The organism is Rhodobaculum claviforme (assembly GCF_016653255.1).
In the GTDB taxonomy this organism is placed as follows: domain Bacteria; phylum Pseudomonadota; class Alphaproteobacteria; order Rhodobacterales; family Rhodobacteraceae; genus Rhodobaculum; species Rhodobaculum claviforme.
Genome location: NZ_NHSD01000123.1, coordinates 1 through 14,025, shown reverse-complemented (window position 1 = coordinate 14,025; position 14,025 = coordinate 1). Strand labels below are relative to the sequence as shown.

Below are 14,025 nucleotides of genomic sequence, written 5' to 3'. Positions count from 1 at the left end.
CGCACAACTGGGCGCTGTTCACCGGCGCGGCGGGCGAAGCGCAGGGGCTGCGGCTGGTGCGTTATGCCGGTCTGGCGGGGCTGTTCCTGCTGGGGCTGGCGGCGGGGCGCGCGAACCTGCCGGGGCGGCTGGCGGAGAACCGGGACTGGCTGTGGCGCATGGCGCTGGTGCTGCTGGCGGTGGGCCTTGCGATGGAGGCGGCGCGGCGCACCGGCACCGTCCTGACCCCCGGCGGCGTGCTGCTGGAGAACGGGGACGAATTCGTGGGCATCGCCTATGTGGTGCTGGTGGCGCTGTGGCTCGACGGGCCAAGGGGGGCGCGGGTGCGCGGCTGGCTGGCGCCGCTGGGGGCGATGGCGCTGACGGGCTACCTGATGGGCGGCCTGCTGGGGCAGGGGGTGTTCTATGGCTGGGGGCTGGACCAGATCGGGCGGCATGGCACGCTGACGGTCATCGCGATTTCGGCCGCGATCTTCGGGGTTCTGATCGTGTTCGCGCATCTGTGGATGGCGCGATACCGCCACGGCCCGTGGGAGTGGCTGTGGCGGTCGCTGACACGGCTGCAGGTCGCGCCCCTGCGCCGCTGATCAGGCAAAGCCCGCGGCCAGCACCTCCTCCACCCGGTCGGCCATCCGCGGCCCGCCCCCCGTCAGGCGCCGCGCCAGCAGCGCACAGACGTTGCGCCCCATGATCCGGCTGATGGCGCGGTCGTCGAACCCACCGCCCGCACGGCGCAGCAGCGTCGTGACCACCGCCAGCCCCTCGGCCGTGATCTGGGTCGCGACCGAGCCGTCGAAGTCCGACCCCAGCGCCACATGCGCCGCCGGGTCGAGGCCGCGGCGATCCGCCATCTCCATCACATGCGCCATCACGCGGGGGATGTTCTCCACCCCCTCGCCGACCGCATGGGCCCAGTAGCCGATGCCGACCACGCCGCCGGAATCAAGGACCGCGCGCAACGCGTCCTGCGACAGGTTGCGCGCGGGGCGGCAGGGCGCCTCGCACACCGCGCGCACGCCGGTGTGCGACACGACGAAGGGTTCGCGCAACAACGCCGCCGCGTCGCGGATGGCGTCTTCCGAGGCGTGGGCCATGTCGATGACCATGCCCGCGTCCTCGGCCTCGCGCAGGGCGCGCCGGCCCATCGCCGTCAGCCCGTAGCGCGCGCAGCCCTCGGACGAGCCGCACAGCGGGTTGTCGAAGCGGTGCACCGGGGCGAAGACGCGCAACCCGGCGTCACGCAGAGCTGCGATCTCGGCGGCGACATCGGCCTCGTCCTCGCTGTGCTGGCCGATCCAGTGGCCACCCTCCAGCCCCAGAAGGCCGCCGATCACGGCCGCGCCGTCGCGCCGCGCCTCGATCAGCTCCATCAGGCCGGGCGCGTCGAGGATCGCGCGCAACTCCGGCCCCGGGTGATCGCGGGACCGCGCCACGGCATCCCGGAAGATGTCGATCTGCGCATACGCCCGGCCCCGCGCGCTGCGCACCGGGCGGCCCTGCAGCGCCGCAAGCCACGCGGCGTGGTTGGGATCCGACGCCCGCAGACAGTCGCGCCACGGCAGGTTCACGGGGCTGTGCGTGACCATCGCGAACACCTGCAACGCGGTGTTGCCCGCGTGCAGGCGCGGCAGGTCGGCGTGGCCGTAATCCGAGCGTTCCAGCAGGTCGCGGTCCCATTTCAGACAGTCCGCGTGCATGTCGGCAATGAACAGGGCCCGGTGCGCCGCAAGATCGGCGGCGTCAGGCACCGGCGCCGCCGGATCGAGGGCAAAACGGTTGAGGCTGCGGTCCACCGCCGCCACGGCCGATCCGCGCGCGCCCCACAGCGCCGCCCCGGCCGCCACACCGGCCCCGCCCATCAGAAGTCCGCGTCTGGTCATCCCCGCACACCTAAGGCCGGGTTGCGGGCTGTGAACCCCCTGCGGGCGGATTCACACGGGTGCCGCGTGCCCTAGCCCGTCACCCGCCGCACCCCGAGCGGGGCGAGCGCCGCGTCCACCAGGCCGCGTTCCCGCGCGCTCAGCGCCTGGGCGCGGGGGTAGCGGGGCCGGGCGCGATCGTCCAGGATCGGCCCCCAGCCGCGGGTGCTGGCAAAGAACCGCGCCACCCCGGCCTCGCCGAACTCCGTCAGGAAGCCCTGCACCACGACGTCGAGATAGCTCAGCAGGATGGGTTGGCGCAGGGTGGGTGCGCCGGTCGCGGACGGGATGGCATAGATCTGCGCGGCCACCGGGCGGGTCGCGCCATGCGCCAGACCCTCGGACAGCGCGACGCGGTCATAGCCGGATTCGCGCACGTCCAGCGCCCGCCAGTCTCCGCCCGGGACCAGGGCGATCAGCCCCTCGATCTCGGCGTCGGGGTCGCGCTCCACGCTCAGGAATGCGGTGTCGCGCATGTCGGTGTGGCGCCAGACCCGCCGCCAGCCGCGCACGCGGGCGGAATACGCCTCGGCATAGTCGTGGGTGCGGCGGTTCACCAGGCTGCCGTAGCCGAAGAAGAAGGGCTCGCTCATGGCCCATGGTGTTGCCGATGCCCCGCTGCTGCGCAAGGCCCCTTGCAAGATCGTCGCCGGGGACGATATGGCGGGCCATCGGACACGGGAGAAACCGGCGCAAGCCGGTGCCGAAGGAGCAACCGCCCCGGTAAACTCTCAGGCGCAAGGGACCGGTCCGGGACAGACACTCTGGAGAGAGGCGCCACAGCGCCCGCCGAAGGGATAACGATCTCAGGCGAAAGGACAGAGGGGGCATCGGGAGTGCGGGGCAGGGGGCCCCGCGCCGGATGCCGGGGCATGCCCGCGGCGCGTGACGGAGGGCATGATGGCCGATCTTCAACACCTGCCGCTGGCGGCGCTGCACGCCGAACTGGGCGCGAAGATGACGCCCTTCGCCGGCTGGGAGATGCCGCTGCAGTACCCCGCCGGGGTGATGCAGGAGCATCTGCACTGCCGCGCCCACGCCGCGCTGTTCGATGTCAGCCACATGGGGCAGGTGATGCTGCGTGGCCCCGGTGCCGCAGTTGCGCTGGAGGCGCTGGTGGGCGCCGATCTGGTGGGGCTGGCGGACGGGCGGCAGCGCTATGCCGTGTTCACCGACGACGCGGGCGGGGTTCTCGATGACCTGATGGTGGCGCGGCGGGGCGATGACCTGTTCCTCGTCGTCAACGCCGCCAACGCCGACGCCGATGTGGCGCATCTGCGCGCCCATCTGCCCGCGGGCATCGCATTGGAGGTCGTGCGCGACCGCGCGCTGATCGCGCTGCAAGGCCCGCAGGCCGAGGCCGCGCTGGCGGCCCTGATCCCGGATGCCGCGGCGCTGCGGTTCATGGATGCGGTGGTGCTGGACTGGGACGGCGCGGCGCTGTGGGTGTCCCGCTCGGGGTACACCGGCGAGGACGGCTACGAGATCTCGGTGCCCGTGGCGCGGGCCGAGGCGTTCGCCCGCGCGCTTCTGGCGCAGCCGGGTGTCGCGCCCGCGGGCCTTGGCGCGCGCGATTCGCTGCGGCTGGAGGCCGGCCTGCCGCTGCATGGACAGGACATCGACGCCACCGTCTCGCCGATCGAGGCGGGCCTTGCGTTTTCCGTGGGCCGCGCGCGGCGCCCGGGTGGCGCCCGCCCCGGCGGCTTTCCCGGCGCCGGGCGCATCCTGCATGAACTGGCCCATGGCCCGGCGCGCGCCCGCGCGGGCCTGCTGCCCGAGGGCCGCGCGCCGATGCGCGCCGGGACCCTGCTGTTCGAGAGCGAGGACGCCACCACGCCGATGGGCCACGTCACCTCGGGCGGGTTCGGCCCGTCGCTGGAGCGGCCCGTCGCGATGGGTCTGATGCCGACCCGTCTTTGCGTGCCCGGCACCCGGGTTTACGGTGAGGTTCGCGGCCGGCGCCTGCCGGCCGTGGTGGCCGCGCTGCCCTTCCGGGCGCCCGGCTATCGGAAATGATCGCGCAGGGCGCACAAGGGCGCCGCAGCACCACGAGGGAAAGATGAAATACACCGAAGAGCACGAATGGTTGCGCGTGGATGGCGACCTGATCGTGGTGGGCATCACCGAATACGCCGCCAAGCAGCTGGGCGACGTGGTGTTCGTCGAACTGCCCGAGATCGAGAGCCAGGTCGCCAAGGGCGATGAGGTCTGCGTGATCGAGAGCGTCAAGGCCGCCTCCGACATCCTCGCGCCGCTGGAGGGCGAGATCGTGGAGGTCAACGAGGCGCTGGTGGACAACCCCGCCCTGGTCAACGAGGACCCGACCGGCGAGGCGTGGTTCTTCAAGCTGAAGATCGACGATCTGTCCGTCCTCGATACGCTGATGGACGAGGACGAGTACGCCGACTTCATCGCCTGAGGCGCCCGCGGTCGAATCCTGCACCCACCGCCCTATTCTTTCCGTCAGGGGGTCGATCCCCCCTGACCGCCCCCCCACAGGAGCACCGCATGGCCGATCTGCCGCTGGACTACGACCCCTATGATTTCGCCAACCGCCGCCACATCGGCCCGGCGCCCCAGGAAATGGCCGCCATGCTGGACGAGCTGGGGGTCGACAGCCTGGACGCGCTGATCGACGAGACCGTGCCCTCGGCGATCCGGCAGGCCGCGCCGCTGGCGTGGGCGCCGCTGTCGGAGGGGGAGTTGCTGGACCGGATGCGGGCCGTGGCGGGGCGCAACCGGGTGATGACCTCGCTGATCGGGCAGGGGTACTATGGCACCATCACGCCGCCGGCGATCCAGCGCAACATCCTGGAAAACCCCGCCTGGTACACCGCCTACACCCCCTACCAGCCGGAAATCGCGCAAGGGCGACTGGAGGCGCTGCTGAACTTCCAGACCATGGTCAGCGACCTGACGGGGCTGGAGATCGCCAACGCCTCGCTGCTCGATGAATCCACCGCCTGCGCCGAGGCGATGGTGATGGCGCAGCGCGTGGCGAAGTCCAAGGCGCCCGCCATCTTTGTCGAGGACACCTGCCACCCGCAGAACATCGCCGTCGTGCGCACCCGGGCCGAGCCGCTGGGGATCGAGGTCATCACCGGCCCGGCCTCGGCGCTGGAGCCTGCGCGGGTGTTCGCCGCGATCTTTCAGTATCCCGGCACCCATGGCGGGGTGCGCGACCTGACCGACGACATCGCGGCGCTGCATGCCGCGGGCGCGCTGGCCATCGTGGCGACCGACCTTCTGGCGCTGACGCTGCTGCGTGAACCCGGCGCGATGGGCGCCGACATTGCGGTCGGCAGTGCGCAGCGCTTCGGCGTGCCGATGGGGTACGGCGGGCCGCACGCGGCCTTCATCGCCTGCCACGACGTGCACAAGCGCGCGCTGCCCGGCCGTCTGGTGGGGGTGTCGGTGGACGCGCGCGGCAACCGCGCCTATCGCCTGGCGTTGCAGACCCGCGAGCAGCACATCCGGCGCGAGAAGGCCACCTCCAACGTCTGCACCGCGCAGGCGCTGCTGGCGGTCATGGCGTCGATGTACGCGGTGTTCCATGGCCCGGACGGGCTGCGGGCCATCGCCACGCGCGTTCACAGCCGCACCGTCCGGCTGGCCAAGGCGCTGCGCGTGGCCGGGGCCGAGGTCGAACCGGCGGCGTTCTTCGACACCATCACCGTGCGCGTGGGCGTGGGGCAGGCCGGCATCCTGGCCGCCGCGCGGGCCGAAGGGATCAACCTGCGCCGCGTGGGCACCGACCGCGTCGGCATCAGCCTGGATGAGACGACGGACGAACAGGTCCTGGCCCGCGTGCTGCGCGCCTTTGGCATTCACGACGCGCCGCCGCACCGGGGCGCCACGGGGTTTCCCGACGCGCTGGCGCGCACCAGCGCGTACCTCACGCATCCGGTGTTCCAGATGAACCGGGCGGAAACCGAGATGATGCGCTACATGCGCCGCCTGTCGGATCGCGATCTGGCGCTGGACCGCGCGATGATCCCGCTGGGATCATGCACCATGAAGCTGAACGCCGCGGCCGAGATGATGCCGATCACCTGGCCCGAGTTCGCCACCCTGCACCCCTTCGTGCCGGTGGACCAGGCCGAGGGCTATGCCGAGGCGATTGCCGATCTCAAGGCCAAGCTGTGCGAGATCACCGGCTTTGACGACATGTCGATGCAGCCCAACTCGGGCGCGCAGGGGGAATACGCGGGGCTTCTGACCATCCGGGCGTATCACCGCGCGCGGGGCGAAGGCGCGCGCGACATCTGCCTGATCCCGACCTCGGCGCACGGCACCAACCCGGCCTCGGCGCAGATGGCGGGGCTGAAGGTGGTGGCGGTCAAGGCCGCGGCCAACGGCGACATCGACCTGGAGGATTTCCGCGCCAAGGCCGCCCGCGCGGGCGACCGGCTGGCGGCATGCATGATCACCTACCCCTCCACCCACGGCGTGTTCGAGGAAGGCGTGCGCGAGGTCTGCGCCATCACCCACGAACACGGCGGTCAGGTCTACATGGACGGTGCGAACCTCAATGCGCTGGTGGGGCTGGCGAAACCCGGCGAGTTCGGGGCCGATGTCAGCCACCTGAACCTGCACAAGACCTTTGCCATCCCGCATGGCGGCGGCGGCCCCGGCATGGGTCCCATCGGGGTCAGGGCGCATCTGGCGCCGCACCTGCCCGGCCACCCGGAGACGGGCGGGACCGAGGGGCCGGTGGCCGCCACGCCCTATGGCTCGGCCTCGATCCTGCTCATTTCCTGGGCCTATTGCCTGATGATGGGGGGCGCGGGGCTGACGCAGGCCACGCGCGTGGCGATCCTGTCGGCGAACTACATGGCCAGCCGGCTGGGGCGCGATTACCCCGTCCTCTATCGCGGGCGCGGCGGCCGTGTGGCGCATGAGTGCATCCTCGACACCCGGCCGTTCGCCGACGCGGGCGTCACCGTGGACGACATCGCCAAGCGTCTGATCGACTGCGGGTTCCACGCGCCGACCATGAGCTGGCCCGTCTCCGGCACCCTGATGATCGAGCCGACGGAAAGCGAGACCAAGGCCGAGATCGACCGCTTCATCGACGCCATGGCCGCCATCCGCGCCGAAATCGCCGACGTGGAGGCGGGCCGCATCACCGCCGCCGACAGCCCCCTGCGCCGCGCCCCCCACACGGTCGAGGATCTGGTGGCCGAGTGGGACCGCCCCTACAGCCGCGAACAGGGCTGCTTCCCGCCGGGCGCGTTCCGCGTGGACAAGTACTGGCCCCCCGTCGGCCGCGTCGACAACGTCCACGGCGACCGCAACCTGATCTGCACCTGCCCCCCGGTGGAGGACGCAGCCGCCGCCGACCACGCGCCGGTGTGAACCGCCGGCCGGAGGGTTTACCGTTTCTTTCGGTGCTTCGGGCGATATCTTGACGTCACCGGGGGTGCCGATCGAGATGTTGCCAGACCGTCCAGTTCCCTGGCCTGCCATGGCCGAGGGCGATCCGTGGGGGCCTTCGGCCCTCGCGGCGCTGGTGCAGCTGCCGGAAGCGGCGGTGCCGGATGCGGCGTTGCGGCTGCTGGCTGCCCTGGCGCCGGTGGCGGGGTTCGGTGCCCTCGTCGTCGGTCCCGGCGCGGGGCTGGGCGCGGCCTGGCTGACGTGGTCGGCCGAGGGGGCGGACCCCGAGCCCCTGCGCGCCCTGGCCGCCGGTGCGGCCGCGGCCCCCGGTCGGCCCGTGGTGCTGGAGGTTCCCTTTGCCTGTGCCGGTCGTCCCGCCGGGGTGGCGCGGTTTGTCTGGGGCCGGGCGACGGATCGGCCGGACGCCGCGCTGTGTTCCCGCCTGTCGCAGATCGCGGCCGGGGTCGGGTCGATTCTGGCGCGTGCCATGGCCGGCGCGGGGGGCATGGCGGTGCCGGGCGATGCGCAGCCGCCGCCCGGAGACCTTCTCGCCGAAAACCCTCTGGCCAGCGATCCTCCGGGCGGGGTGCCGCTGGCGCATGCTCTGATGGCGCTGCCCGATGCGGTGGCGTTGTTCGACGGGGCCGAGCGGCTGGTTCTGGCCAACCCCGCCTGGCATGACCTCCACCCCGCCGAGGGGGTGGTTCTGCGCCCCGGCACCCCGCTGCGCGATATCCTGCGCGCGCGGCTGCGCGGGGCGCGCGGCCGCCCGGGGGGCGCCGACGACGGGCCTGCTGCGGACGAGGGCACCGATCTGGAGGACGCGCTGACGGCGTTCCGCAGCGCCCCGCGCCTGCGCGAGGTCGCCTGGCCGGACGGGCGCTGGTTCCGGTGCCTCGATATTCCCACCGGCGACGGCGGGCGCATGTGCCTGCGTATCGAGATCACGCACCGCCGCCGCGAACAGGCCGCCCTTCAGACCCTCGCGCAGGAGGCCTCGGACGCCCGTACCCTGCTGGAGGCGGCGGTGTCGGTCCTGCCCGATGCGTTTGTCGTGTTCGACGCCGACGACCGGCTGGTGCTGTGGAACGAGCGCTACCGCGAGCTGTACGCCCTGTCCGCCGACAAGATGGTGTCCGGCGCCCGCTTCGAGGACTTGTTGCGCCTGTCGGTTGCGCGGGGCGAGATCACCGATGCCCAGGGCCGCGAGGAAAGCTGGATCGCGGACCGCGTCGCCCGCCATCGCAGACCCCACAACGAGTGTGAGCAGCGCCTGGCCGGGGGCCGCTGGGTGCGCATCATCGAACGCGCGCTGCCCGACGGCAGCCGCGTGGGCATGCGCATCGACATCACCGCCCTGAAGATCGCGGAACAGCGCCTCGCGGGGATCATCGAGGGCGCGCAGGTGGCCACCTGGGAATGGTCCGCCACGACCCGGCGTATCCTCGTGAACGACCGCTGGGGCCAGATCCTGGGCCGCGCGGGTCCCGGGGCGCATGCGCTGGACGGGGCGGCGATGCGCGGGCTCGTGCACCCCGACGACCAGGCCGGGCTGCGCGCCGCCCTGCTGGCGACGCTTTCCGGCCGGGCCGAACGATTCGACCGTGAATGCCGCCTGCGCCATGCCGCCGGGCACTGGGTCTGGGTGCAGGCGCGTGGCCGTGTCACCCGCCGCGACGGGCGCGGGCGGGCGCGGCTGTTCGCGGGGGTGTTCCTCGACATCACCGACCGCAAGACCCTGGGTGCCCGGCTGGAGGCGGAGCGCGCCAAGCTTGCGCGGCTGATGGACACCTCGGTGTCGGGGATCCTGGCGATGGACGGGGCGGGCCGGGTGGTGTTCTGCAACCGCGAGGCCGAGCGTATCCTCGACCTGCCGCCGGGCTATCGGCTGCCGCTGGAGCTTGGCACCATCGGCTGGCGGGCCGAGGCGCTGGACGGTGGTGCCTTCCCCCGCAGCGCCAACGCCTTTCGCCGGGTGCTGGCGTCGGGCGCGCCGGTGCGTGATGTGCGCTATGCCATCGCCTGGCCGGACGGGCGGCGGCGCTGCCTGTCGGTCAACGCGGCCCCGCTGAGCGATGCTGAGATGGACGCGGTGGTGGTCTGCGCGGTGGCCGACATCACCGACCAGCTCGCCGCCGAGGACGCCTTGCGCCACGCCCTGGAGGAGGAGGCCCGGATCGTCGGCCGTTTCCGCGAGGTCGCCGAGGTCGGCCGCTCCTGGGTGTGGGAACAGGATGCCGACCTGCGCTACACCTATCAGTCGCACGGGCTGGAGCACATCATCGGGCTGGAACGCTCCGCCATCGTCGGCAAGACCCGGAGCGAGCTTTATGCCGACCTGCCGGAGGTCGCCGCTTCGGCCGACTGGGCCTGGCTGAACGCGCAGATCGCGGCGCGCCGGGCGTTCACCGATTTCACCTATGCGGTGCCGGGCGGGGACGGGCGGCTGACCTGGGTGCAGATCTCGGGCCGGCCGATCCTCGGCCCCGACGGGGCCTTCGAGGGGTACCGCGGCAGCGGGCGCGACGTCACCGGCATCACCGCGGCCCGCCTCGCGGCCGAGGCCGCCACCCGCACCAAGTCGGAGTTCCTGGCGAACATGAGCCACGAGATCCGCACCCCCCTCAACGGGGTGCTGGGGATGGCGGAGTTGCTGCACGACGGGCTGGACGATCCGGGGCTGCGGGTGATGGCCGCGCAGATCCTGGAATCGGGGCAGGGGTTGCTGACGATCCTCAACGACATCCTCGACATGTCCAAGATCGAGGCCGGCAAGTTGAGCCTGGAGGTCGTGCCCTTCGCGCCGGCCGAGCTGCTGGCGCGTGTCAGCGCGCTGCACGCCGCCGTGGCCCGCGATCGCGGCCTGGACCTGGCGGTCGGCTGCACCCCGCCCGCGCCCGCCCGCCGTCTGGGCGATCCGCACCGGCTGCAACAGATCCTGCACAACCTTCTGTCCAACGCGATCCGCTTCACCCCCGAGGGGCGCGTCGCCCTGCGGATGCACGCGCCCGACGGCGGCGCGCTGGTGTGCGAGGTCTCCGACACCGGCATCGGCATGGGCCCCGAGCAGATCGCCCGCCTGTTCCGCCCGTTCGAGCAGGCCGACACCACCACCACGCGGCGGTTCGGGGGCACCGGGCTGGGCACCTCGATCGTCAAGAAGCTGGTGGACATGATGGGCGGCACCGTCGCCGTGGACAGCACGCCCGGCCACGGCACCACCGTCCGCGTCACCCTGCCGCTGCCGCAGGAGGCGGCGCAGGACGCCTTCGGGTCCGACACCACCCCGGAGGCGGGGCCGCCCGTGTCCACCGGCCGGTCGGCGCCTGGGCCCGCGGCCTCCCCCGCGGTTGCGCCGGAGCGGGCCCTCGCGGGGCTGCGGCTGCTGGTGGCCGATGACAATGTCACCAACCGGCTGCTGCTGGAGCTGATCCTGGGCAAGGCCGGGGCCGAGCTGTGCATGGTCGCCGATGGCGCGGCGGCGGTGGCGGGCTGGGCACCGGGGCGGTTCGATGCGGTGCTTCTGGACATCTCGATGCCCGGAATGGACGGCTGCGCGGCGCTGGCGGCGATCCGCGCGGCGGCCCGGACCCATGGCGCGCCGGAGCCGCCCGCGCTGGCGATCACGGCCAATGCGATGACGCATCAGATCGCCGAATACCACGCCGCCGGGTTCGACGGCCATGTGGCCAAGCCGTTCCGGCGCGCCGAGCTGATTGCGGCGGTGCGCGCCCTGCCGGGCCTGCCCGACCGCTGAGGGCGGTTGCGGCGCGGCCCGCACCCCGTTACCCTGCGATGTGTTCCGGTCCGGGCGGCGGTGCCGTCCGGGGCAAGAGGGAACCCGGTGTGAACCCGGGGCTGCCCCCGCAACTGTGAGCGGCGAGCGGCGTCTCCAACGGCCACTGATCCCGTCGGGATCGGGAAGGCGAGACGTCCGCCGAGACCCGCAAGCCAGGAGACCTGCCGGAGCGATCACCCTTCCCGGGCGCGGGGCGCGCCTCTGGGGGCGGTCTGACCGCAGCGGTGACAGATTTTCGCCGTCTGCGGTGGGGGTTTGTGCCCCCTCCGCCGGACATGGACCTGTGCCAGGCGCCGCTGCGGCGCCTCAACCCGGCAGGAGGACGCCCCGTGGCGCTCCCGGTTTTTGCCCGCCGTCCGGACCCCGGTCACACCAACGACGCGGCGGGGTCCGCATGAGCAGCTTTCCGCCCCGGCGCATCGTCTGTCTGACCGAGGAGACGGTGGAGACGCTGTATCTTCTGGGTGAGGAGGCGCGGATCGTCGGCGTGACCGGCTATGCCGTGCGGCCCGCGCGGGTGCGGCGCGAGAAACCGCGGGTGGGGGCGTTCACCTCGGCCGACCTGCCCAGGATCCTCGGTCTGGCGCCGGACCTGGTGCTGACGTTCTCGGACTTGCAGGCCGACATCGCGGCGGGGCTGATCCGTGCGGGCGTGGCGGTGCATGCCTTCAACCAGCGCGATGTGGCGGGGATCCTTGCGATGATCCGTACGCTGGGCGCGCTGGTGGACGCGGGCGCGCGCGCCGAGGCGCTGGCCTGCGGGCTGGAGCGGCGGCTGGAGCAGGTTGCGGCCGATGCCCCGGCGCACCGGCCGGGGGTGTGGTTCGAGGAATGGGACGACCCGCTGATCTCGGGCGTGGGGTGGGTGTCGGAGCTGATCGGGATCGCGGGCGGGCGCGATGTCTTTGCCGATCTGGCCCATGAAGCCGCGGCGCGGGACCGGATCGTCAGCGCGCAGGCGGTGGTGGCCGCCGCGCCCGAGGTGATCCTCGCGTCCTGGTGCGGCAAGAAGGTCCGTCCCGAACGGATCGCGGCCCGGCCGGGCTGGCAGGCCATGCCCGCCGTGCGCGACGGCCGCATCCACGAGATCAAGTCGCCGCTGATCCTGCAACCGGGGCCGGCGGCGCTGACCGACGGGCTGGATGCGATCCGCGCGGCGCTGGGGGGGCAGGCATGACCGGGCTGGGCGCGCTGGTGGCCGCGCTCGATCGTGGCGGTGTGGTGCTCTGGGTGATTGCGGGGCTGTCGGTGGTGACGACGGCGCTGATCCTGTGGAAGCTGTGGCGACTGGCGCTGGCGGGTGCCTGGAGCCATTGGCGGGCCGAGGCGGCGCTGGCGGCCTGGGTCGCGGGGGACGCGGTGGCGGCGCGGGCGCGGCTGGGTGGCGATGTGCGCTCGCGGCTGGCGGGGGTTGCGATGGCGGCGCGGGCCGATCCCGCCCTGTCCGACCCGGCGGCGCGCGAGGAAACGCTGCGGGTGGCGCGTGGGCTGCTGGCGCAGACGCGGGTTGGGCTGCGGCCGCTGGAGCTGGTATCGACCATTGCACCGCTGCTGGGGCTGCTGGGGACGGTCCTGGGCATGATCGCGGCGTTCCAGGCGTTGCAGACGGCGGGCGCCCAGGCGGACCCCGCGCTGCTGGCGGGCGGGATCTGGGAGGCGCTGCTGACCACGGCGGCCGGCATGGGCGTGGCGATCCCCGCCGGCGTCGCGCTGGTGTGGTTCGAGAGCGTGGCCGACCGCTTGCAGGACGATCTGGAGGATATCGCCACCCGGGTGTTCCTGCGCGGGGGGCCGATGGCGGCGGAGGCGGCATGACCGGCGCGCCCGGCAGAGCCGCCTCGGGGGGCATCGAGCCCCCTCTCGGCGGCGGCCCGGCGCCCGCCTCGGGTGTGGCGCCGGTGGGGGCGGCAATGACGGCGCGGTTCGATCTGGGACCCCGGCGGCGGTCGCGTCGGCCCAGCCTGACGCCGATGATCGACGTGGTGTTCCTGTTGCTGGTGTTCTTCATGCTCGCGGCACGGTTCGGGATCGAGGCGCGGCTGCCGGTCTCGGTCGCGGTGCCGGGCGGATCGGCGCAGTGGTCGGGTCCGCCGCGCCTGGTGGAGGTGCGCCCCGACGGTCAGCGCCTGAATGGTGTGGCGATGGCGATGCCGGATCTGCTGACGGCCCTGGGGGGGCTGGTGCAGGGGCCGGACGATCCGGTGATCCTGAGGGCGCGGGACGGCGCGGTGCTGCAGGATCTTGTGGCCATGATCGAGGCGCTGGAGGCGGCCGGGCTGCGGCGCGTGATGGTGGTGGAGTGATGCGCCTGTCCCGCCCTGACCGCCGGGCGCGGCCCGCCAGCATCGTGCCGATGATCAACATCGTGTTCCTGCTGCTGGTGTTCTTCATGTTGACGGCCACCATTGCGCCGCCCGATCCGTTGCAGGTCCAGCCGCCGGTCGCGCGGGGCGCTGCGGCGACCGAGGGGCGCGAGGTCACGCTGCATGTGGGCGCAGACGGTGCGTTGATGATCGGCGATGCGCGCGCCGAGGCCGCCCTTGCCGCGCTGGCGGCGTTGCCGGACGGTACGGCGCTGCGGGTGAATGCCGATGCCGGACTGGACGGGGCGGCGTTTGCGAGGCTTCTGGGGCGGCTGGCGGCGGCGGGCGTGACCGAGCTGTCGGTCGTGGTGGCGGCACCATGAGGGGGCTGGTCGAGGCCTCGGCCTTTGGTGGGCTGGCGCTGGTGCTGCATGTGGCCCTGTGGGCGGGGTTGCCGGGCGGGGCCGCGCCGGGTGCGGGACAGGGCGGCGGCGATGCGGTGACCGTGCAGGGTGCCGCGCCCGCCATGGCCGCGCTGGTGGCGCAATGGGATCGCCCGCCGCAGGTGATGGAGCCTGCGGCACCCGTCGGTGCGGCACCCGTCGCGCAGGTGCCGCCCCCCCCTGCA

General features: G+C 72.9%; 11 protein-coding genes, 1 pseudogene and 3 riboswitches. Of the genes and pseudogenes, 10 read left to right on the top strand and 2 right to left on the bottom strand.

The window, feature by feature from the left end; translation table 11 throughout:
* On the top strand, positions 1–587 hold a 587-nt coding region (locus tag CCR87_RS03340; protein WP_201156143.1), incomplete at its 5' end, for a DUF418 domain-containing protein.
* On the opposite strand, the gene CCR87_RS03335 is transcribed toward CCR87_RS03340, so the two are convergent.
* Both CCR87_RS03335 and CCR87_RS03330 read right to left on the bottom strand, forming a co-directional pair.
* Positions 588–1,880 (bottom strand): dipeptidase, encoded by a 1,293-nt coding sequence (locus CCR87_RS03335; protein ID WP_201156141.1) that lies wholly within the window; start codon positions 1,878–1,880, stop codon positions 588–590. It lies immediately after the preceding gene.
* Between the two features lie 71 nt (positions 1,881–1,951).
* Positions 1,952–2,512 (bottom strand): gamma-glutamylcyclotransferase, encoded by a 561-nt coding sequence (locus CCR87_RS03330; RefSeq protein WP_201156139.1) that lies wholly within the window; start codon positions 2,510–2,512, stop codon positions 1,952–1,954.
* Between the two features lie 75 nt (positions 2,513–2,587).
* Positions 2,588–2,676: riboswitch (glycine riboswitch) on the top strand.
* 1 nt (position 2,677) lies between these two features.
* Positions 2,678–2,751: riboswitch (glycine riboswitch) on the top strand.
* Positions 2,752–2,819: 68 nt separating this feature from the next.
* Here CCR87_RS03330 and gcvT point away from each other — a divergent pair.
* The 9 genes and pseudogenes from gcvT to CCR87_RS03285 form a co-directional block, all read left to right on the top strand.
* Positions 2,820–3,935, top strand: coding sequence for a glycine cleavage system aminomethyltransferase GcvT (gene gcvT, locus CCR87_RS03325; RefSeq protein WP_201156137.1), 1,116 nt, complete (start codon positions 2,820–2,822; stop codon positions 3,933–3,935).
* Positions 3,936–3,978: 43 nt separating this feature from the next.
* The gene (gene gcvH, locus CCR87_RS03320; protein ID WP_201156135.1) at positions 3,979–4,338 is read left to right on the top strand and encodes a glycine cleavage system protein GcvH; all 360 of its coding nucleotides are present in this window, start codon (positions 3,979–3,981) and stop codon (positions 4,336–4,338) included.
* A gap of 89 nt (positions 4,339–4,427) precedes the next feature.
* Positions 4,428–7,277 (top strand): aminomethyl-transferring glycine dehydrogenase, encoded by a 2,850-nt coding sequence (gene gcvP, locus CCR87_RS03315; RefSeq protein ID WP_201156134.1) that lies wholly within the window; start codon positions 4,428–4,430, stop codon positions 7,275–7,277.
* Positions 7,278–7,386: 109 nt separating this feature from the next.
* Positions 7,387–11,052, top strand: a complete 3,666-nt coding sequence (locus CCR87_RS03310; protein WP_201156131.1) for a PAS-domain containing protein — start codon at positions 7,387–7,389, stop codon at positions 11,050–11,052.
* Positions 11,053–11,081: 29 nt separating this feature from the next.
* A riboswitch (cobalamin riboswitch) is annotated at positions 11,082–11,276 on the top strand.
* A 212-nt stretch (positions 11,277–11,488) separates the two neighbouring features.
* Positions 11,489–12,271 carry a cobalamin-binding protein gene (locus tag CCR87_RS03305; protein WP_201156129.1) on the top strand — a complete coding sequence of 261 codons (783 nt, stop codon included), beginning with the start codon at positions 11,489–11,491 and terminating at the stop codon, positions 12,269–12,271.
* Positions 12,268–12,909: a MotA/TolQ/ExbB proton channel family protein gene (locus CCR87_RS03300; RefSeq protein WP_201156127.1), complete on the top strand. Its 642-nt coding sequence runs from the start codon at positions 12,268–12,270 to the stop codon at positions 12,907–12,909. Before CCR87_RS03305 ends, CCR87_RS03300 begins: the two co-directional genes overlap by 4 nt.
* Positions 12,906–13,397 carry an ExbD/TolR family protein gene (locus CCR87_RS03295; RefSeq protein ID WP_338048865.1) on the top strand — a complete coding sequence of 164 codons (492 nt, stop codon included), beginning with the start codon at positions 12,906–12,908 and terminating at the stop codon, positions 13,395–13,397. Before CCR87_RS03300 ends, CCR87_RS03295 begins: the two co-directional genes overlap by 4 nt.
* 50 nt (positions 13,398–13,447) lie before the next feature.
* The gene (locus CCR87_RS03290; protein WP_242511829.1) at positions 13,448–13,780 is read left to right on the top strand and encodes an ExbD/TolR family protein; all 333 of its coding nucleotides are present in this window, start codon (positions 13,448–13,450) and stop codon (positions 13,778–13,780) included.
* Positions 13,777–14,025 (top strand): annotated as a pseudogene (locus tag CCR87_RS03285) (energy transducer TonB); the annotation flags it as partial. The gene CCR87_RS03290 and the pseudogene CCR87_RS03285, both read left to right, overlap by 4 nt.

Excerpts from the sequence above, each read along its gene's own strand:
- CCR87_RS03335 (WP_201156141.1), bottom strand. The coding sequence starts at position 1,880 with ATGACCAGACGCGGACTTCTGATGGGCGGGGCCGGTGTGGCGGCCGGG.
- CCR87_RS03330 (WP_201156139.1), bottom strand. The coding sequence starts at position 2,512 with ATGAGCGAGCCCTTCTTCTTCGGCTACGGCAGCCTGGTGAACCGCCGC.
- gcvT (WP_201156137.1), top strand. The coding sequence starts at position 2,820 with ATGGCCGATCTTCAACACCTGCCGCTGGCGGCGCTGCACGCCGAACTG.
- gcvH (WP_201156135.1), top strand. The coding sequence starts at position 3,979 with ATGAAATACACCGAAGAGCACGAATGGTTGCGCGTGGATGGCGACCTG.
- gcvP (WP_201156134.1), top strand. The coding sequence starts at position 4,428 with ATGGCCGATCTGCCGCTGGACTACGACCCCTATGATTTCGCCAACCGC.
- CCR87_RS03310 (WP_201156131.1), top strand. The coding sequence starts at position 7,387 with ATGGCCGAGGGCGATCCGTGGGGGCCTTCGGCCCTCGCGGCGCTGGTG.
- CCR87_RS03305 (WP_201156129.1), top strand. The coding sequence starts at position 11,489 with ATGAGCAGCTTTCCGCCCCGGCGCATCGTCTGTCTGACCGAGGAGACG.
- CCR87_RS03300 (WP_201156127.1), top strand. The coding sequence starts at position 12,268 with ATGACCGGGCTGGGCGCGCTGGTGGCCGCGCTCGATCGTGGCGGTGTG.
- CCR87_RS03295 (WP_338048865.1), top strand. The coding sequence starts at position 12,906 with ATGACCGGCGCGCCCGGCAGAGCCGCCTCGGGGGGCATCGAGCCCCCT.
- CCR87_RS03290 (WP_242511829.1), top strand. The coding sequence starts at position 13,448 with ATGATCAACATCGTGTTCCTGCTGCTGGTGTTCTTCATGTTGACGGCC.